General features: G+C 65.6%; 18 protein-coding genes. 8 read left to right on the top strand and 10 right to left on the bottom strand.

What is annotated here, in order from left to right; translation table 11 throughout:
* Positions 1–33 precede the first annotated feature (33 nt).
* From HXX10_RS03360 to HXX10_RS03350, 3 genes are all read right to left on the bottom strand, one after another.
* On the bottom strand, positions 34–984 hold the full coding sequence (locus HXX10_RS03360) for a 3-keto-5-aminohexanoate cleavage protein (protein WP_296520108.1): 951 nt from the start codon (positions 982–984) through the stop codon (positions 34–36).
* Between the two features lie 168 nt (positions 985–1152).
* Positions 1153–1608 carry a lipocalin-like domain-containing protein gene (locus HXX10_RS03355; protein ID WP_296520106.1) on the bottom strand — a complete coding sequence of 152 codons (456 nt, stop codon included), beginning with the start codon at positions 1606–1608 and terminating at the stop codon, positions 1153–1155.
* 10 nt (positions 1609–1618) lie between these two features.
* Positions 1619–2395, bottom strand: a complete 777-nt coding sequence (locus HXX10_RS03350) for a cyclase family protein (RefSeq protein WP_296520104.1) — start codon at positions 2393–2395, stop codon at positions 1619–1621.
* A 197-nt stretch (positions 2396–2592) separates the two neighbouring features.
* On the opposite strand from HXX10_RS03350, the gene HXX10_RS03345 reads away from it, so the two are divergent.
* Positions 2593–3300 (top strand): GntR family transcriptional regulator, encoded by a 708-nt coding sequence (locus HXX10_RS03345; protein WP_296520103.1) that lies wholly within the window; start codon positions 2593–2595, stop codon positions 3298–3300.
* A 64-nt stretch (positions 3301–3364) separates the two neighbouring features.
* Here the strand turns inward: HXX10_RS03345 and HXX10_RS03340 are convergent, their stop codons facing one another.
* Positions 3365–5161 carry a hypothetical protein gene (locus HXX10_RS03340; RefSeq protein WP_296520101.1) on the bottom strand — a complete coding sequence of 599 codons (1797 nt, stop codon included), beginning with the start codon at positions 5159–5161 and terminating at the stop codon, positions 3365–3367.
* Positions 5162–5200: 39 nt separating this feature from the next.
* Positions 5201–6493, bottom strand: a complete 1293-nt coding sequence (locus HXX10_RS03335; protein ID WP_296520100.1) for an adenylosuccinate synthase — start codon at positions 6491–6493, stop codon at positions 5201–5203.
* A gap of 824 nt (positions 6494–7317) precedes the next feature.
* On the opposite strand from HXX10_RS03335, the gene HXX10_RS03330 reads away from it, so the two are divergent.
* Together HXX10_RS03330 and HXX10_RS03325 are read left to right on the top strand one after the other, a co-directional pair.
* Positions 7318–7614, top strand: coding sequence for a nucleotidyltransferase family protein (locus HXX10_RS03330; RefSeq protein ID WP_296520099.1), 297 nt, complete (start codon positions 7318–7320; stop codon positions 7612–7614).
* Positions 7571–7960, top strand: coding sequence for a HepT-like ribonuclease domain-containing protein (locus HXX10_RS03325; RefSeq protein ID WP_296520098.1), 390 nt, complete (start codon positions 7571–7573; stop codon positions 7958–7960). Before HXX10_RS03330 ends, HXX10_RS03325 begins: the two co-directional genes overlap by 44 nt.
* 79 nt (positions 7961–8039) lie before the next feature.
* Here the strand turns inward: HXX10_RS03325 and HXX10_RS03320 are convergent, their stop codons facing one another.
* Both HXX10_RS03320 and HXX10_RS03315 read right to left on the bottom strand, forming a co-directional pair.
* Positions 8040–9788: an ATP-binding protein gene (locus tag HXX10_RS03320; protein WP_296520096.1), complete on the bottom strand. Its 1749-nt coding sequence runs from the start codon at positions 9786–9788 to the stop codon at positions 8040–8042.
* Positions 9789–9794: 6 nt separating this feature from the next.
* Positions 9795–10817: an SIR2 family protein gene (locus HXX10_RS03315; RefSeq protein WP_296520095.1), complete on the bottom strand. Its 1023-nt coding sequence runs from the start codon at positions 10815–10817 to the stop codon at positions 9795–9797.
* A gap of 212 nt (positions 10818–11029) precedes the next feature.
* Between HXX10_RS03315 and HXX10_RS03310 the strand changes: the two genes are divergently transcribed.
* Complete coding sequence (locus HXX10_RS03310) at positions 11030–11692, top strand: transposase (RefSeq protein ID WP_296520093.1); 663 nt, start codon at positions 11030–11032, stop codon at positions 11690–11692.
* Between the two features lie 366 nt (positions 11693–12058).
* Here the strand turns inward: HXX10_RS03310 and HXX10_RS03305 are convergent, their stop codons facing one another.
* From HXX10_RS03305 to HXX10_RS03295, 3 genes are all read right to left on the bottom strand, one after another.
* Positions 12059–12583: a hypothetical protein gene (locus tag HXX10_RS03305; RefSeq protein ID WP_296520092.1), complete on the bottom strand. Its 525-nt coding sequence runs from the start codon at positions 12581–12583 to the stop codon at positions 12059–12061.
* A gap of 401 nt (positions 12584–12984) precedes the next feature.
* The gene (locus tag HXX10_RS03300; protein ID WP_296520091.1) at positions 12985–13164 is read right to left on the bottom strand and encodes a hypothetical protein; all 180 of its coding nucleotides are present in this window, start codon (positions 13162–13164) and stop codon (positions 12985–12987) included.
* A gap of 312 nt (positions 13165–13476) precedes the next feature.
* Positions 13477–13848: a hypothetical protein gene (locus HXX10_RS03295; protein ID WP_296520090.1), complete on the bottom strand. Its 372-nt coding sequence runs from the start codon at positions 13846–13848 to the stop codon at positions 13477–13479.
* Between the two features lie 228 nt (positions 13849–14076).
* Here HXX10_RS03295 and HXX10_RS03290 point away from each other — a divergent pair, with 228 nt between their 5' ends.
* From HXX10_RS03290 to HXX10_RS03275, 4 genes are all read left to right on the top strand, one after another.
* Complete coding sequence (locus HXX10_RS03290) at positions 14077–14742, top strand: chromate transporter (protein ID WP_296520089.1); 666 nt, start codon at positions 14077–14079, stop codon at positions 14740–14742.
* Entirely contained in the window at positions 14735–15283 is a 549-nt protein-coding gene (locus HXX10_RS03285) for a chromate transporter (protein ID WP_296520088.1), read from the top strand. Before HXX10_RS03290 ends, HXX10_RS03285 begins: the two co-directional genes overlap by 8 nt.
* Positions 15284–16137: 854 nt before the next feature.
* Positions 16138–17316, top strand: coding sequence for a patatin-like phospholipase family protein (locus HXX10_RS03280; RefSeq protein WP_296520087.1), 1179 nt, complete (start codon positions 16138–16140; stop codon positions 17314–17316).
* A 403-nt stretch (positions 17317–17719) separates the two neighbouring features.
* Positions 17720–18823, top strand: coding sequence for a choloylglycine hydrolase family protein (locus HXX10_RS03275; protein WP_296520086.1), 1104 nt, complete (start codon positions 17720–17722; stop codon positions 18821–18823).
* Positions 18824–19134: the final 311 nt, after the last annotated feature.

The following is a 19134-nucleotide window of genomic DNA, read 5'->3' as shown; positions in this document are numbered from 1 at the left end:
GCTCGCCCGTTTCGGTTGTCTCGCGCCGACGCTCTACGCGCCGGCCGTCATGGTCGAATGGGAGGCGAGGCCGGCCGCAGGTCGCGGAAGCGCGAGGAAGCGGCGGGCTTCGGACGGTGTCGCCGGCTCGCGGTCGAGAGCACGCACGATGGCGGCCGCCTTGTCGACGAGCCTGGCGTTCGAAGGTGCCTGCACACCAGGGCCGAGATAGAGATTGTCCTCGAGGCCGACGCGGACATGGCCTCCCAGCAGAACCGCCTGCGCGACCATCGGGAACTGTGCGCTGCCGATACCGAAGCCGGTCCAGAAGCTGCCTTCGGGAAGCATGTCGCGCATGAACATCATCGCCTCGGTCGTTGCAGGGGCGCCCCACGGCACACCAAGGCAGATCTGGAACATCGCCGGTGCGAGAATCACGCCTTCCTCGATCAGGCGCAGGGCGAGCCGCACATTGCCGGTGTCGAAGCACTCGAGCTCGGGCAACACGCCGACGTCGGCGACCGCCTTGCCCATGATGCGAAGGTGGCTCGGGGTGTTGATGAACACGAACTCGCCGAAGTTCATCGTGGTGATGTCGAGCGTGCAGATCTCGGGTGTCAGGGCCTGGATGTGGCGAACCCGGTTTTCGGGAGACGCCATGGTCGTGCCTTCGCCGCCGATGTGAGGATGGTCTTGCGACGGAACGAACCGGGCGCCCGCGCCCGTGGTGAGATTGACGATGACGTCGTCGTTGACGGATCGGATGCGATCGACGACCTCGCGGTAAAGCTCCAGCTCGGAGCTCGGCTTGCCGGTCTTCGGATCGCGGACATGAATGTGCACGATCGCTGCACCCGCATCGGCTGCCTCGAGCGCCGAGGCCGCGATCTGCTCGGGCGTGACCGGGATCGCGGGATGCTTGCCGACGGTGTCGCCGCCACCGGTGATCGCGCAGGTGATGATGACGGCCCGTGAGTTGGCCGCGGGTTTGGACGCTTGCGACACAATAGTTCTCCTTCGGCCGCGAGCGGCCGTGCGCAGGGATTGTTGGATGGCCTGGGGTCGAGGCGGACTCGGGACTCCGCAGCCGCGATCGTCAGCCTTGCGCGATGACGGTCGTCGCGCGCCGTGAGTAGGGCCTTGTCGCGTCGCCCGAGAGCTCGAGGACGGGGATCAGTCGGGCCTTTCCCAGACAAGCCGGTGCGTGCGGCGAACCCCGCCGACCTCGTCGTCTGTGGAAAGTGTCAGACGGCGGCCTTCGAAGGTCACGTGGCGCCGCTGCTCGGTATTGCAGAAGTTCGGATTGAGCGAGAACTCGACGTGATGCACCACGTCGGTATCCTCGATCGTGTAGGGGCCCGAATAGGTGAAGTAGCTGTCGAACGCGGCCAACCTCTCCTCCACGGGCGCCTTGCGCACGTTCTCGGTGGCGAGGTGCGCTCGCTTCGGCCGGCAGATGGTCACCGACATACGCCCGTCGGGCGTGTACATGATCCATCCGGCCGCATCGGCGCCGAACGGATAGGTCGGCGCGCGCCCGTCCGCGTACAGAATGTCCCACGTGTGGAGCTTCCAGGCGCCGAGAAATCGGGCGGCGTCGAGCCGCCCTGCTGCGAAGGGAGGGGACATGCGATGCACCTCATTGTTCGAGAATGGCGACGGCCCGCGTCCAGCCCGCGGAAGCCGCGTGGATCTTCACCGGAAAGCAGACGACGGTGAAGCCCGTGGGAGGGAGCTGCTCGAGATTGTGCAGCTTCTCCAGATGGCAGTACCCAATGGTGCGCCCGGCCTTGTGGCCCTCCCAGATGATGGAAGGGTCCTTGGTCGCGGCATAGCGTTTGGCAGTCGATACGAACGGAGCGTCCCACGACCAAGCGTCGGTGCCGGTAACGCGAACACCGCGCTCGGTGAGATACAGGGTGGCGTCCCGCCCCATTCCGCAGCCGGAGTCGAGATAGTCCTGCTCGCCATATCGTGCTGCTGCGGACGTGTTGATCAGCACGATATCGAGCGGCTTCAGAACATGACCGATCCGCTTCAATTCGGCTTCGACGTCGGTGGCAGTCACCACGTAGCCGTCGGCATAGCGGCGAAAGTCGAGCTTCACGCCGGGGCAGAAGCACCACTCGAGCGGCACCTCGTCGATCGTGGCGGCGCGCTCGCCACCGTTCATGGTGGACGCGAAGTGCCACGGCGCATCGAGGTGAGTGCCGTTGTGGGTCGAAAGATCGACGCGTTCCACCGCCCAGGCTTCTCCGTCCGGAAGGTCGGATGACTGCAGCCCGGCAAATGGCTTGGCCAGCGCGGCGAACGTCTCCTGGTGGTTGAAGTATCTGATGGAAGGCCCATTTCCGGGTCTGTCCACGGGCAGATCGTTCTGCAATGCGACTGACAGGTCGATCAGGACAGGAGGCATGGCTCGCCCTCTTTTTATCGATAAAAATGTGTTTATCGCTATTTTTGGCTACCGGCAACGACCCTGTGGGCGTATAAGTACGATGACGGATGCCGGGGGCCCGGATCGAACGGTCAAGGAATCGGCCAGCAGAAACGACGGTCATCGTGGAACGACGAGCCAATCGGAGCGTGGACGTGAAATCAGGATCGTGTCCGGTGGCGGAACCGGCGTCTCGGTTGTTCCGGCCGGACGAGGCGGACGACGACACCCCGTCGACGGCCACGGAGGCGGCGCTCAAGAGATTGAAGCGCGACCTCATCCGCGGCGTGCTTCCGTCGGGCCGGAAGCTCAAGATTCGCGAGTTGACCGAGCGCTACGGCATCGGCGCGAGCCCGATGCGGGAGGCGCTGGCACAACTGGCCTCGGGCGGGTTCGTCAACATCGAATCCAACAAGGGCTTTCGCGTCGCGCCGGTCAGCCGCTCCCATCTGGTGGACATCACCCAGACGCGCCAGATCGTCGAGGGAGAGGCTCTGCGTCACGCCATCGCCAACCGCACCGAGGCGTGGGAGGAAGAGATCTTCACCAGCTTCCAGTTGCTCAAATGGGAGATCGATCGGCGCGACTCTCGTTCCGAGGAATGGCTGGATGCATACGAGGAGCGCCATCGCCGCTTCCATCTCGCCCTGATCGCCGCGTGCCCGCTCACCGCGCTGAAGCAGTTCTGCGAGGATCTCTACACGCAGATGACGCGATACCGCCGCATGCTCAAGGAGATGGGGTTTTCCGAACAGATCGGCAGCAGCCAGCACGAAGAGATCATGTCACTCGTGCTCGACGGCGATGTCGAGAAGGCCGTCGCGACGCTTCGCGACCACATTGCGATCACGGCCACTGCGGTGCTCGCCGACGATCGAATCTGATCCGGCACGACGAGCCCCGCCCTCGAAACGAGGGCGCCGACATCGGTTCATCGAAACGCCGATATTACTCGCCCCAGGCGGCGAAGGCCTCGGCGAAGGCGCGCTCGCCCGGGGTGCCCTTCTCGATCGCCATGATGGCGCGGCGGCCGTTGCCGAAGACCACCGGCACGTCGAACCAGGCCCGCTCCTTGAGGAGCTGGATGTTGCGCTGCATGTCGGTGTCGGTCGACGACAGGCCGATCAGGAAGAAGCCGGTCGTCACCTTGACGGCGAGGCCGGCCAGCGGCACCCCGCGGGTCTGCTCGGCCTGCTTCATCAAGATGCCGGGAATGTTGGAGATTCCGCCGTTCGGAAAGTCCGGCGGCAAGGTGAACATGATCTCGATCGTGTGGCTCGCCGGCAGCGAGCGGTCGGAGTTTCGGCGCAGCGACCAGCGCACCGAGGTGTTGCGCTCGGGGATCTCGATGTCGGCGCGCACCACCATGTCGGGCGCCTGTCCGGGCGCCGCGACGATCGTCTCGGTCCGCCAGACCGCCGTGCCGACAGAGCGCTTGCCGCCCGGGTCGGCAGGATCTTCCTCATACAGAACAACGCGTTGGGCGACCGCCGGGGCGTCCTGCTGAGGCCGCGCGCCGGCCCCCGGCTGCTGCGATCCGACCCGGTCGGTGATCTTGCCGCCGCGGCCGGGCTCGCCCGAGGGGGTTTGGGCCGGCGCCGTCACCACGGACTTGGATGGGCCGAACAGGCCGGACAGGGTCGGCCAGGCGAACCAGCCGAGGCCGACCACGGCCAGCACGGCGACGAGCGCCACCGCGCCCTTGATCAGCTTGCCGCCGATCGGCATCCGCAGGGGTGAGCCGAGATCCTCCTCGCCGCGCGGAAGTGCCTCTGGCTGCAGGGGAAACGGGCGTCCCGAGGTCTCGCGATAATCGTGGTCGTCGAGATACGGACGCACCCCGGACTTGGTGCTGAAGTCGAGATCCGCGCTGTCGCCACGGCCGCTGTCGGAGCCTCCGGGGGAGCGCGGCGGCGCCTCCGAGGCCGGCGGCGAACGCTTTGGAATATCACGAGAAAACGGCGGGTTCTCGCGCGTCAGCGGGGCCGGCGAGCCGCGCTTGCCGGACGGGCGCAGGCCCTCCGGCTCGACATGCGGCTCGATCCTGGTGCCGTCGCGGCTCGGGGCCGTGGCGGCGAACGCCTCGCGGGCGGTTTTCGAAGCCTGGGCAGTAGCTTCGCCGAGGCTCTCGGCCTCCGCGACGACATCGCGAAAGCCCTTGAGGCCACGGTCGGTGAGCGACGGGCCGAGCGGCCGCCGCGCCTCGCGCCCCTCGTTGCGCCCCTCGCGCCCCGCCTCGCGCCCCTCGTTGCGCCCCTCGATTCCGGCGCCGACGGGCCGATCGGGCGCGGACGGCGCCGCGCCGAGACCGCCCGGCCGGTCGCCCGGCCGATCGGGCGACTTGTCGGCCGACTTGTCGGCGGGCTTCTCGGCCGGCTTGTCGGCACCCGCCCTGTCGACTGCGCTACTCGAAGCCGGCGACCCCAGCGCGGTCCGCTCGGCCCGCTCGGCGGTGCGCTCGGCCCGCTCCGCCCGCTCCCGCTCGGTGCGCTCGGCCCGCTCGGCCCGGCCGGGCATCGAATCGCTGCGCGCCTTTCGGGCCGCGTCGGCCTCGACCTTGCGGATCGCCTCCTCGAGCGCCAGCCGCTCGCGGGTGATCTCGGATTCACCCAACGCCGGCGTCACGCCGCGCAACTGGGTGACCAGTGCGTTGCGGGCCCGCTCGTAGAGAATGCGGCGCGCTTCCCCGGTGTTCTTCTCGAGGCCGGCGACCGCCTTGGCGATCAGGGGATAGTAGTCAGCCATCAGGTTCAGCAGTTCTCGAGCGATCCTCGCCCCCGAGGCTCAGCTTTCGAAGGGATTGTGCACCAGGATAGTGTCATCGCGTTCCGGGCTCGTCGAGAGCAGAGCGACCGGGCAGCCGACCAATTCCTCGATCCACCGCACGTATTTGATCGCCTGGGCCGGCAGCTCCGCCCACGAGCGGGCGCCCGCGGTCTTGTCCTTCCACCCCGGGATGGTCTCGTAGATCGGCTCCACCTGCGCCTGCGCGTGCTCGCTGGCCGGCAGGTAGTCGATGGTGCGGCCGTCGAGGCGGTAGCCGGTGCAGACCTGGATCTCGTCGAGCCCGTCCAGAATGTCGAGCTTTGTCAAGGCCAGCCCGTGGATGCCGCTGGTGCGCACGGTCTGGCGCACCAGCACGGCGTCGAACCAGCCGCAGCGCCGCCGGCGTCCCGTGACGGTGCCGAACTCGTGGCCGCGGTCGCCGATCAGCCGGCCGATCTCGTTGTCCTGCTCGGTCGGGAACGGCCCGGCGCCGACCCGGGTCGTGTAGGCCTTGCAGATGCCCAGCACATAGCCGATCGCCGACGGCCCCATGCCGGAGCCGGTGGCCGCCTGGCCCGCCACCGTGTTGGACGAGGTGACGAACGGATAGGTGCCGTGGTCGATGTCCAGGAGCGCGCCCTGCGCGCCCTCGAACAGGATGCGCTTTCCCTCGCGCCGCACGTGATCGAGCAGCACCCACACCGAATCCATGTAGGGCAGCACTTTCGGGGCCACCGCGGCGAGCTCGTCATAGAGATTCTTCGGGTCGTATTCGGGCAGTCCGAGGCCGCGCCGCAGCGCGTTGTGGTGCACCAGCAGCCGCTCGATTTTTGGAGGCAGCGAGTCGAGGTCGGCGAGGTCCATCAGCCGGATGGCGCGCCGCCCCACCTTGTCCTCGTAGGCCGGGCCGATGCCGCGCTTGGTGGTGCCGAGCCGCGCTTTTTCGCTCGCCGCCGCCTCCCGGTTGGCGTCGAGCTCCTGGTGCAGCGACAGGATGAGCGAGGTGTTTTCCGCGATCCGCAGCGTCTCGGGGCTGATCGCCACCCCCTGCCCGGCCAGCCGCTCGATCTCCTCCACCAGCGCGCGCGGGTCCAAGACCACACCGTTGCCGATGACGGAGAGCTTTCCGCGCACCACCCCGGAGGGCAGCAGCGACATCTTGTAGGTCTTGCCGTCGATCACCAGCGTGTGGCCGGCATTGTGGCCGCCCTGGAACCGCACCACCACGTCGGCCTGCTCGGACAGCCAATCGACGATCTTGCCCTTCCCCTCGTCGCCCCACTGGGAGCCGACGACCACGACGTTCGCCATGTGCTGCCTTCTTGTCTCGCTGGTGTGTCTCGCCGGCCTCTCGCCGGTATGTCTCGCCGGCTCCGCCGGTATGCCTTGCCGGCTTCGCCGGTATGCTTTGCCGGCTTCGCCGGTATGCCTTGCCGGCTTCGCCGGTGCCGTCCCGGACCCCTGCACCCTCGCCGTGCCGAGATTGCGGCACGCCAAAACCGCCCGGCCCGCCTTGGCGCCGGATTTTCGAGGAAATCCAGCCCCCGGACCGAGTCCGAGCCGCCGGCGGGTGTTTACCGCTTCGGGAGGGGGCGGTCGAGTGGGGGATGACGGAGAGGGAGGAATTGGTCGAGCGGGGTTGGTGGAACCGGAATGGCGGGCGCAGGGCTGTAAGTCCGGGACAAAATCACCGATTCCGGACCTCGTGGTCGCGCCAATTGGAGCCATTTCCGTTGACTCGCCCCACCCTCCGCTCATTCCCGCGAAAGCGGGAATCCAGGTCCCACACGTCGAGCCGCTCCTGGGTCCCCGCTTTCGCGCTACGGGATGCACACAAGGCTTGCCATGCATGAGAGCGTCATGCGCGGGCTCGACCCGCGCATCCATCGATTTTCGCAAAAATGCTTTGTTCGCAGGATGATGGATCGCCGGGTCAAGCCCGGCGATGACGACGGTGGGGAAGGCGCTCTTTTTGCCGTACCACCAGATGGTCTCGACAAAACGAGATCTGTGCATCCCGTAGCGCTTTCGCGGGGACGAACGGAAATAGGATCCGATTCTTCATCACCGGAATTCGCTCTGAGCCGACCGGGGTGCGACCTCCAAAACCGCGCGCTGCATGTTATGTTTGTCTCATGACCCGCGCCGATGCCCTCGAAACCCTGAAGCATTCAGAGGCGGCTCTGCGCGCGCGCGGCGTGCGGCGCGCCGCCGTGTTCGGCTCGGTCGCGCGCGGCGACAACCGGCCCGGCAGCGACCTCGACATCATGGTCGAAATCGATCCCGAGGCGCACCTGACGGTTTACGATTACGTCGACCTCAAGGATTACATCGCCAGCCTGTTCGACGGCCCCGTCGACGTGGTGAACCGCGACAGCCTCAAGCCCCATGTCGGGCCGGCCGCGACCGCCGACGCGCACTATGCCTTCTAATTCGGCGCCTTCTAAATCGGCGCAAGCCGCGCTGCGCGACATCCTGCATCAAATCGACCTCGCGACCGAATTTACGCGCGGCTTCACGGCCGCGACGTTCAAGCAGGACCTGCGCACGATCTATGCCGTGACCCGCTGCCTGGAAATCATCTCCGAAGCCTCGCGCCGCCTGCCGGACGCCTTGAAGGCCCGCCACCCCGACATCGCATGGAAGCAGATGGCGGGCGCCGGCAACGTGTATCGTCACGACTACGAGGACGTGGCGGCGCAATTCGTGTGGGATACGGTTTTACGCGCGCTCCCGCCCCTCGAGGCGGCGCTGGAGGGAGAGATCGACCGGAGCTGAACCGGCGCCACAGGCGGACGCGGGTGATGCGCCCAGATCATTGGTCGCAATATGACTTTAATCAGAAACGTTCCACATATTACTTTTGGAAACTCTGCCTCCGCCAAGTCTTCACGGCGTTAGGGGTGTCCGACTTTGGAGTATCTTCGTTCCAGCAATCCCAGAATGCGACCGTCTGACTGTTGGGCTTCCTACGAGGTTCAGCGACGCGCACGCGCGTTGGTAGTAAACTCGCATCACCCACAACTAGCGCCTCCCCAATATCAAGTACAGGCAAAAGATCGCCAAAGCTTCCAAGACTGTCCGGCAATAATCTACGAATAACACTTTGATCGTCTCCGTTTGTCAAACGCATCGCAATCACGTTATTGCACTGGCTGAGAACTGTTCTGTTAACCTCCGCTGGTCTTTGACTTATAACAACAAGACCAATACCATATTTTCGACCTTCCTTAGCAATCCGTTCGAAGATTTGAACAGAAACGGCATCACTGCTGTCCGCGTTTGCGCGCTCGGGAATGTAGAGATGTGCCTCATCACAAAGCAAAGCGATCGGGTGTCGTTTTGAAAGCTCAGTCCACTGATTTGTCGTGAAGATAAGTCTTGCTAACAAGCTGACCATAAGCGGCAGGACATCCGACGGAACTTCAGAAAAATCAACGATTTTGATGCCGCCCTTACTGTCTGGTTGAGAGCCGCGCCCGCCGATGAGGATGTGAACAATTTTCTCCAGCCAGCCCATGTCCATACACTCGACTGGCGGCTGAAACAGGAAGCCAAGACGGCGGTCCTGTCGCTTCGCCTCCAATCGCGCGATCAGTCGGCTCAGCTTATCGAAATAAGGCCCTTGCTTGTCGCCGCGAGCACCTTGGACCATCTCGCTATTTAAACGTTCCAGCTCCGCCAGCACCGAGCCTATATCGAAGGGAACCGGGCTATCTATTGTAAAATTTGCAAGGATGTCTTTGTGGGCCGGATCGGCAAGTGTTGCCTTCTTCGCATCGGTAACACAGCGAGTCATCATCATAGCTTGATTAGGTGCGTTTTGATCGCTGCGATCCACGAATAAAGATAATAATGCCTCATACCCCAGCAGCCAATAAGGCAAATGGAGAACCCCATCCGCAAGGCCGACCCCTCGCTCGATATCGACAGGCCCAGCTATCCTGATGTGCCGAAACTCATCGCCATCCAAGGGCTTGTATTCGCCATGAATATCAAACAGAATTGCATTGGCTTGCGGAAGTTGGGCTACCTGATCGAGCAAGCGAGCGGTCGTCCATGATTTTCCGGAGCCTGTGCTACCAACGATAACTGCATGTCTCTGGAATAACTTATTTCCATTTAAAAAAGCTTCAGCTTCTTCGTCGATAGTAAATGCACCCAACGATAATCTGGGTCCGCCCGCCCCGACGTTGGATATAACTTGCATAAACTTCGTAAGGCGCCCCCCTTCCATAGAAAAACAGTTTGCGTCGATTTCTGGAACGGTCTCAAGCGTCCGACGAAAGACATTTTCTTGCATTCCAACACGATCGAGCAGCGTTCCTATCAATGTAATGCGAACGAGATTATTTTTCGGCGGAGCTTCTTCATCCGGGCCAATAGAGCTCGCTTGAACTTCGCGCTCATCATCCGCTCGACGGGTTATGCGGGTCACAACACCGATCAAATGTTGGCCCGCCCTACTGCTTTGTAAAACGGCCAGTCGATTAACTTGGATCCGCCTCAGTCGCTCGATCGCATCGACCCGAATAGTCACGGTCGCGGTATCAACAGAGATCACACAGCCAAGGGTCTCATCATCTGTATAGTCAAATATAGACATGTTAACCTACGTGACAAGTTTGAGAAAACCATCGAGAGACCATAGGTTACGAACCGGCAAGTCGATCCCATCCGGTCTTTCCGCGATATAGGCTCGAGAGCCGGCCGAGGTCGCCTCCAAGCCAACGTACTTCGAGCCTGCCTTCCCTTTAAGAAATGCTTTAGCTTCATCCGTCAATGTGCGAGCGATTACGGCGATCGGTATATTCTTCCGGCGGCAGCGCTCAAGCATCTTAGGTTCGATATGAAAATCTCGGAATCCGAATCCAACACAAAGATAGCCTTCCGCACCTTCAAGTGCACGGTCGGCCCCTTGAATAGCCGAACGAAACGGCTCATCGTGTGTTCGTTCGTACTTATTAAACCCAGGCGTTACGATTAGAGGCGCAAGAGTTGAGGCAGGCAACTCAAAAAATGGCCCTGAGACTGTCGTTCCATCTGGCCGTTCAAACCAATCAAGAGAGCCATGGACCTTCCAGATTCGGACGGTTCGCAGCGGCTTCCCGCTTCGATGGAATGAGATGGGGGCAGTTCCTTCACGTGATTGTATGTAGCCTGGCAGAAACCCCACCGAATGAACGATTTCCATCGAATTACATGCATATTCTGCAGCCCGATCGTAATTCGTCGTCACGACATCAACCGTTTTCTGGTTGCTTTGGAACAATGCTTTCATCAAATCGCCGACAGGAAACCGCTCCTGTAGCTGTACCGCTCTAAAAAAAAGCGTACGATCTTTGCTATTTATGCACGCCCACGTAGAGGCAACTATTTTTTTGATCAAAGAGTGGGGGAGCACCTTTCCGACGAGCGCTTGCTCAAGATGGTCACCATTGGCAAGAGCGGTTCTAACAAGCAACCATGCGGCTTCTTCTTCCGGGCCGGCTGGGACAACTTCTTCCAACAAACAATCTTTGAGAGCATCCATACCGGGAAGGCCGTGCGGAGCTGACGCACCGCTACCCAACACAACGACAGGGCCGCTTGTAAAACAAGCTTGGGCAAGCCTCGCAATGGCATCTATTTCCATGCCAAGCACCGGGAGTGGTAAGGATCCGCGCTAAGAATCGGCACGTTATTGAATGGAATTTTGGGCCTCGGCACCTCCTCCCGCAAGACCTATCGGAGCGCCCGGCGGGCTTTCTGACAGATTAACTGCCAGCGAGCATAGCGCGAATTACGGCGAATTACGGTGACAGTGCACTAAATTGACGAGAGCATGGATTTCGGTGATCATGCGGCATGGCTCGTCTCGCCCGCGTGGTCGTTCCGGATCATCCGCATCACGTCACCCAGCGTGGCAACGGCCGCGCCCGCACCTTCTTCGGCGACGACGACTACGCCCTCTATCGCGACCTGCTCGCCGAGCACTGCCGGACGGCCGGCGTCGCCATCTGGGCGTGGTGCCTGATGCCAAATCACGTCCATCTGATCCTGGTGCCCGCCGACGCCGACGGGCTGCGTCGGGCGCTCGCGCCGGTGCACCGGCGCTACGCCGGCATCGTCCAGGCGCGCCGCCGGCGCACCGGCCATTTCTGGCAGGGCCGGTTCGGCGCCGTCGCCCTGGACGAGGCGCATCTCTTCGCCGCGCTCGCCTATGTGGCGCTCAATCCGGTGCGCGCCCGGCTGGTGGCGCGGGCGCGCGACTGGCGGTGGGCGAGCACGCGCGCGCAACTGACCGGCCGCGACGACGGCCTCACGGCGACGGCCCCGGTTCGAGAGCGCATTCCGGATTTCGCCGCGTTCCTGGCCGGGGCCGAGGACGCCGAAGCGTTCGCGCGGCTACGGTCCGCGGAGAGCATCGGCCGGCCGCTCGGCGACGAGATGTTCCTGGCCGCCGTCGAGCGTTCGACCGGCCGCAAGCTGCGCCCCGCCAAACGCGGCCCTAAACCAAAGCAGGAATAAAGTGCACTGTCACCGTAATTACCGTAATTACGGCAGCGCGACGATTGGTGCTGATTGCGGAGCCCGTCGATGGGTCGAGCCGGAGGCGAAACCCATCGCTTGCTCGCCCCGATCGGAATGATGGGTTTCGCTGCGCTCGACGCATCCTACACCTCTGCGACGCCTCTGCGCTCGGCCCACCCTGCGCCTCCAGCAAGCGCTGGCAGGTCGTTGAAAAGCCCTGCTCGTCATTCCGGAAGCCGCGAAGCGGCTGTCCGGAATCCATAAGCCCGGTCGACGTTGTTACGGAAAGACAGGGGTTATGGGTTCCGGGCTCCGGCCTTCGGCCGGCCCCGGAACGACCGGAAACCGAGTTTCGACGTCCTGCTAGGTCCGCGCGTCGCGGGCGGCCTGCGCCCGCTTGGTGGCCTGGGAGACGCGGCCGATGCGGGAGGGCGGCACGATGGTCTTGCGCCGGCTGCTCGGCAGCGACCGCATGCCCTGGTTCGCCGTCGGGCCGCCCGGCGGGGGCGACGGGAACCAGGCGGCGCGGCGCAGCGCCAGCGCGCGGCGCGCCGCCTCGACATGGGCGGAGCGCACCTCGAGCTTCTCCATGCGGTCGATCTCCTTGTTCACCCGCTTGAGGGCGCCGGAGAAGACCTGCTTGCGCTGCAGCGGATGCTCGGCCGTGCCCGGAAAGCTGCCGCCGCGCGGCGCGCGCTTGCCGCGCACCTCGCCGCGCTTTTCGCGCGCCAGCGTCCGCTCCCGGTCGCGCATGTCGCGCAGCCGCAGGCGCAGCGCCTTCAGCGCGTCGAGCCCGACCTCGTAGATGCCCGGGTGATGGCTGCGCGCGACGATGGCGTGCTCGTCGTGGCTGAGAACGCTCTTCTCGAATTTGCACGGAATGGTCATGACGGGCCCTCGGGTTCGCTGAACAGTCGCGGTGCAGACCGCGGCCGGCTCCGGATGCCGGCCCGTCGCACATCGGGCAGTCGCACATCGGTCGGTCGCACACACGAAAAGGGTCGCCCTGGGAAAAGGGCGACCCTTTGCCTTGCGGCTTTCTCGGAGACGACATCACCGGCTCAGAAGGGGGGGCCGTCGGGGACCAGCGATCGCGTCTGCGAGGACAACACCGCTCTTGCCGATCGGTTCCATCGCACCGACGAATGTTTTTCGAGTCGCGGGAGGCCCCGCGAAAGCCGCGATCCGCCGGGCCGCCGCTTCAGCCGGAGTCCGTGCGCGGGCGCCCGGACTCCGATCTCGCCCGGCGACGCGGGGACGCGTCGCCGACGCCGGCGATCGACGCGCGATCAGACCAGCTCCACCCCGCCGCGGGCCAGCGGCCGGGGATCGCCGACCGTCTCCCAGCATTCGGGGGCGCAGTAGTGATGGCCGCGGGTGTCGAAGAAGCGCGGCGCCTCGACGTCGCTGCCGCAGGCGCGGCAGTGGGCGTCCAAGGTCCGACGATCGCCCATCTCTTGGGTTCGCATGGTCCCCTCCTTCTCAGTTTCTTCCCTGACTTTTCGCGAGCGCAGCCCCTGTCGCGGCAACGACGCCCCTGGTCCCATGTCGTTCAGCCGCATGGGATCGACAAATGATGACACATAACTGTCACTTGGCGAGAATCAAATCACCTGAACACCCGCTTCATCGTTTCTGATCTCGCTTGTGCGTGGCGGTGCGAGCACAGCGATCTGCGTTGCAGTGCAGCGCGCTCCACGCGGGCAACGGCGCGCAAGCGCCGGCACCCCGCGATCTCACGACCAGATCACGACCGTCGGCCGTCACGCTTCGCCATGCCGCTACCGCGGCGGCTGCGGCTGCCGGCGACCTCCCGGCGGGATCTGCTGCGGCGGGATCGGCGTCGACGTGCAGCGCCCGCTCTTGCCGTCCCAGTAGCGGCGGTCCGGCGGGCAGATGCAGCGGCCGGCGGCGGCGTTCCAGACGCGACCGCCCGTGCAGGCCGGCGGCGCCGGGGCGGGGCGCATGCACTGCTGCCGCGCCTCGTTCCACACCGATCCGCTGCGGCAGACGCAGCGCGCCTGCACGGCATCCCAGTGGCGCCCGCCGGTGCAGTCGCGCCCCGACCCGGTTCCGGGCGGACGCGCCGCGGCCGGCGTGGCGGCGACCACCAGGGCCAGGGCGGTGACGGCGACCAACAAGGTCCTGAGCATGACATCCTCCTTCCGACGGCGGCCGGCTCGTGCCTCCCCCCATCCGGAGTTGTCCGGTCTGCTCGAACCGTGCTTTCGGGCGCATGGCATTGACGGCCGTCAAGTTCCTCGGCGCGGATGGCGATGCATGCCACGCCGGCGCGCGGCGGCCTTGGTTTTCCCGAGAATCCGGTCTCGATAGGCGGACGATCGGGGCGCCGCGATCCCGGTCCGACACGAGGCGCGACGATGGCCACCGACATCCCCTCCCCCGGCCCGCAGGGTTCTGCGGTGCCGGCCCCGCCAAATCCCGCCCTTCCGCCGGCCGACGCCGCGGCCGCCGTCGACCCGCCGCAAAACCCCACGGCGCTGCGGCTGTTTCTGATCTTTTCCCAGCTCGGCCTGTCGAGCTTCGGCGGCGGGGTGTCGGCCTGGGTGCACCGGGCCTTCGTCGAGCACCGCGGCTGGATCGGCGAGAAGGATTTTGCCGCCATGCTGGCGATCTGCCGGGTGCTGCCCGGCACCAATGTGGCGAACCTCGCGGTGCTGATCGGCCAGCGCTCGCGCGGGCTTGCCGGCGCCGCCGCGGCGCTGCTCGGCCTGCTGCTCGGGCCGACCCTGCTGGTGATCGCCATCGCGGCCGCCTACCGCCGGGTCGCCGGCGCGACGCTGTTGCACGCGCTGTTCGGCGGCGCCGCGGCGGCCGCCGTCGGGCTTTTGATCGTCATGGCGATCCGGTCGGAGATGCGAAGCGGCAACGGGCGCACCGGCTGGCTGGTGCTCGCCGGCACCTTCGTGGTGGTCGGCGTGCTGCGGGTGCCGCTCGTCCCCGCGGTGCTGTGCCTGGTGCCGGTCAGCGTGCTGTTGACCCGGCGGGCGACCGCCAAGGCCGGCGGCGAGGCGCCCGATGAGTGACCACGACGCGACCCTGGCGGCGCTGGTCGTCGTCTTCGTCCAGCTCTCGCTGGTCTCGATCGGCGGCGGGCCGTCGGTGTTTTCCGAGATGCAGCATCAGGCCGTGGCGGTGCACGGCTGGATGACGCAGCGCGAGTTCGCCGACCTGTTCGCCATCGCGCGGGCGGCGCCCGGCCCCGGCTCGCTGCTCGCCCCCCTGATCGGCTGGCAGGCGGCCGGATGGCAGGGGGCGGTCGCCGTCTCGCTCGCCTTCTTCGGGCCGTCGTCGGTGCTGGTCTACGTCACCTCGCAGGTGTGGAACCGATGGCGCGGCTCCGCCTGGCACCGCCTGATCGAGGACGCGCTGGCGCCGGTCGCCGCCGGGCTGGTGCTGGCCGGCGGCTACACGATCCTGGCGGGCGACGAGGACGCCGGCATCGCCGGCTGGGCGACGGCACTCGGGGTCGCGGCGCTGCAGTTCCGCTGGCCGCGGCTGCACCCGCTGGTGCTGCTCGCCGTCGGCGCCCTGATGTTCGTCGCGCTGAGCTGTTCGTGGCGCTGAGCGCCGCCGTGCCGCCGCCCGCGTGAAACCGCCGGCGGCCGGGCCGAAGCCCTGCTATGGCGAGGCCCGGGCCCGAGGGCGGCCCAAGGCTCCCGCCGTTTCCGTGCGAGCGGGACTCGGGATCGCCGCGGCGTCCCGAGTCCCCGCTCGTCATTGCCTGAAGAGGGGATGCCGTCCGGGCCAGCACGCGGCCCCGTTCGGGGGCGCAGCACAGACGGGCGCCGTGTACCAGGACATGTCGTCGACATATAACGCCTCTCGCGGCGCGCCGCGATCGTCGCTCTCCGCCCACGCTCCCGGGTTCGTCGGACCCGATGCCGTGACCTCGTACGAGGTCTGGTCCGATGATGCTCCCGTCGACACGTGTCGGTTTCCGATTGGGGCTTGCATGGCCTGTCCTCTCGTCTGATGCGCGCGAGCCGCCGAGGCGGGCGTGATGGACCGACATGCGCGGCGTCGCGCACGTGCCGACTGCAACAGAACCAACTGCAACAGCATGGACACGCACGACGCGGCGGTCGACGCGATCGCGCGTGCGATCAGCGGCCGTCGACGAACGCGGATGTCGATGTCGATGTCGAGTGTGACGCTGGAACTGGCAGTTCCACGGAGGTGACTCTCGAGCGCGCCGAGGGGCCTGTTCGCTCGCACCCATCCGCAGCACCGATGTCGTCAACCTAAGCACGACGCCGCATCTCCGCGTACGCACACATGCGTAGGCCTCGAAATTGTTCTCGACGCCATCCCGTGCGTCCGATCCGGATCGTCGCTGCCCCGAGAGTGCATCACGCGCTGGCCGCGACGGCACGATCCACGTAATCTGACTCGTCTCGGGCGATCGGAGGGACGCGAGCGTGGACGACGGCATTCCGACGGTGGCGGTCGCCTGCCAGGGCGGCGGAACCCATGCGGCCTTCGAGGCCGGCGTGCTGACCGAAATCTTGGGCGACCTGTCGGCGGGACGGTTCAGGCTGACCGGGCTCTCGGGCACCTCGGCCGGCGCCCTGTGCGCGCTCGCCGCCTGGTACGGCCTGGTCGGCAAGGACGGCAAGCCCGGATCGCCGGACGAGGCGATCAGAACCCTCAACGGATTCTGGGACGGCTTCGCCGCCGTCACCCCGGCCGAGATCCTTCAGAACAGCACGGCGCAGTTCGCGATCAGGGCGCAGGAGCAGGAGGTGCCGCTGCTCGGCCTCACTTTGCCGGGCTTCGGCTTGACACCGCGCGGCCTGTTCAGTCACGCGCTGATCACGACGTTCCGGCAGCTCGGCGTGCGCGAGACGTATTTCGATTTCGACGTGCTGCTGCAGACGGCGTTCCCGGGCTTCGACGCGATCGACTGGACGAGCGCGCCGACGCGCCTCCTGCTCGGCGCCTCCGAGATCGTCGACGGCATCGAGACCGTGTTCGACTCCGACTGCAACGCCGCGGCCGAGACGACGGCGGCGACGACGGCCGAGAAGCACGCCCCCACCTCGATCGAGAACCGCTGGCGCACGCGCAAGCCGCTGTCGCTGCGCGGCGCCGCCGCCTCCGGCACGCTGCCGGGCGTGCGCGAGGCCGAGGAGGTCGACGGCGGCTTCTACTGGGACGGCCTCTACTCGCAGAACCCGCCGGTGCGCGAGTTCTTCTCCGGCGTGCGCAAGGAGGCGGTGCCGGACGAGATCTGGGTGATCCGCATCAACCCGCAGCAGACCCCGACCGTGCCGGTCTCCAATGCCGATATCATCGACCGCGAGAACGAGCTGATGGGCAATCTCTCGCTCAACAAGGAGCTCGACTTCCTGCTGATCGTCAACAGCATGATCGCCCGCTTCGGCGACGGCGTCGCGCACACCTATAAGCCCGTCACGGTACGCACCATCAAGATGACCAGGGAGACGGCGTTCGGGCTGCGCGTGTCGTCGAAATACGACCGCAGCCGCATCTTCATCGACACGCTGCGGGCCGAGGGCCGCAAGGTCGGCCGCGGCTGGCTCGACGCATGGCCGAATGTCGGCCGCTATCCGGACGACGCCGCCTACGACCGCTGACGCCGCGCCTGAGCTGACCCGCGCCGCGCCACAGCCCCGGGGGCGCGCTCGACCAGCCACGCCGATGAACCGGGCTGATGCATGTTCCGGCGACCTCGACCTTCACCGTCATTGCCGGGCTCGCCCCCATAGGCGCTAAGATAGGCGATAGGCGAAGCTTCTGGGCCGTCATACGCGGGCTTGACCCGCGTATCCATCAAGAGAAGACAACTGCATCTCACGTTTAGATGGATGCGCGGGTCGAGCCCGCGCATGACGGGTCGGAGCTTCTGAGAGGTCGTATGATCCCGCTCGATCGGCTCGGGTCGGGTGCCGCCCGGCCACCCGCATGTTTCGCGAGCGGGGATGGGACGACTCAGCTAAACACCGAGCGAAATTTCAAACCGACGCCGGGAGCCTCCCCATGGTGCTGCGAACGTTGCTCAGTTCCGTCTGCGTTCTCGCGACATTGAATGCCTCGCTCGCCTGCACGGCCGTGGACGTGGTCGCCGGTGACGGCACCGTCGTCGCCGGCCGCACCATGGAGTGGGCCGTCGACATGAAATGGACCCTGGTGAGCCAGCCGGTCGGCACGTCGCTGACGATGTCGGCGCCGCCGAGCCTCGGCCTGCCGGCCCGCACCATCACGACGAAATACGCGGTGGTCGGCGTCGCGCCCGGTGTCATCCCCGGCAACGCCCTGCTGGAGGGGCAGAACTCGGCCGGCCTCGGCATGAGCGCCAATTTTCTCCCGGGCTTCACCCAGTACCAGACGGTGACGCCGCAGGACCGGAACTACGTGTCGGTGCTGTCGTTCGGCACCTGGAGTCTCGGCAGCTATGCGACCGTCGCCGAGCTGAAAGCGGCGCTGCAGAGCACCAAGGTGTGGTTCGACGCCGCCGCGCTGGGCACCGGCGACACGCCCACGACCCTGCATTTCGTCTTCACCGACAAGACCGGCGCGAGCGTCGTCGTCGAGTATGTGGCGGGCGAGCTGCGGCTCTACGACAATGCGACGCACGTGCTCACCAACGCGCCTACCTACGACTGGCAACTGCTGAACGTCCGAAATTATCTGAACGTCTCCACGGTCGGCGTGCAGAGCGTCCGCATCGGCACGGCGAACGTCACGGCGCTGGGCCAGGGCGGCGGCATGGTCGGCATCCCCGGCGACTACACGCCGCCGTCGCGCTTCGTGCGGGCGACCTTCCTGCGCCACCATGCGACGCAGCCGGCCACCGGCGCCGACGCGGTGCAGGCCGTCGGGCATATCCTCAACACCGTGGACATCCCCCTCGGCATCGCCCAGAGCCGCGACGGCAACCAACTGGTCTCCGATTACACGCAGTTCGTCGCGATCAAGGATCTCACCAACAACCGCCTGATGATCACGGACTACAATCACCGGCTGACCTACCTGACGCTCGACCTGAACACCATTTTCGCCCAGGACAAGCCGGCCACGATCCCGATTGCCGACCTGCCGTATCCGAAGGGCATCGACGCCACGTCGAGCCTCAAGAAGTAACGCAGTCTTCCACGCCGGGTCGGTTCACGCCGGGTCTGCCGTCGCCGGCATCGTCGGCGATTCGGTCGAGACATAATACCTGTCTTCACAAACTCCGACTCGTCATGCGCGGGCTCGACCCGCGCATCCATCGCTTGAAATTGAGCTTCTTTCGAAGATCGATGGATTGCCGGGTCGAGCCCGGCAATGACGGTGAAGGTCGAAGCCGACGAAGACTGGTATATCGGCGTTGCCCGGCATTTATCCGGTGAAGACCAAGATCCGGCAGGTCATGGCATATATCCCCGGCGGCGGCCGGAGCCGCCGAAACG

This window comes from Rhodoplanes sp., assembly GCF_013377085.1.
GTDB lineage: Bacteria > Pseudomonadota > Alphaproteobacteria > Rhizobiales > Xanthobacteraceae > Rhodoplanes.
The sequence above is the reverse complement of the archived record's forward strand: the minus strand, read 5'-3'. Positions and strand labels throughout refer to the sequence as shown.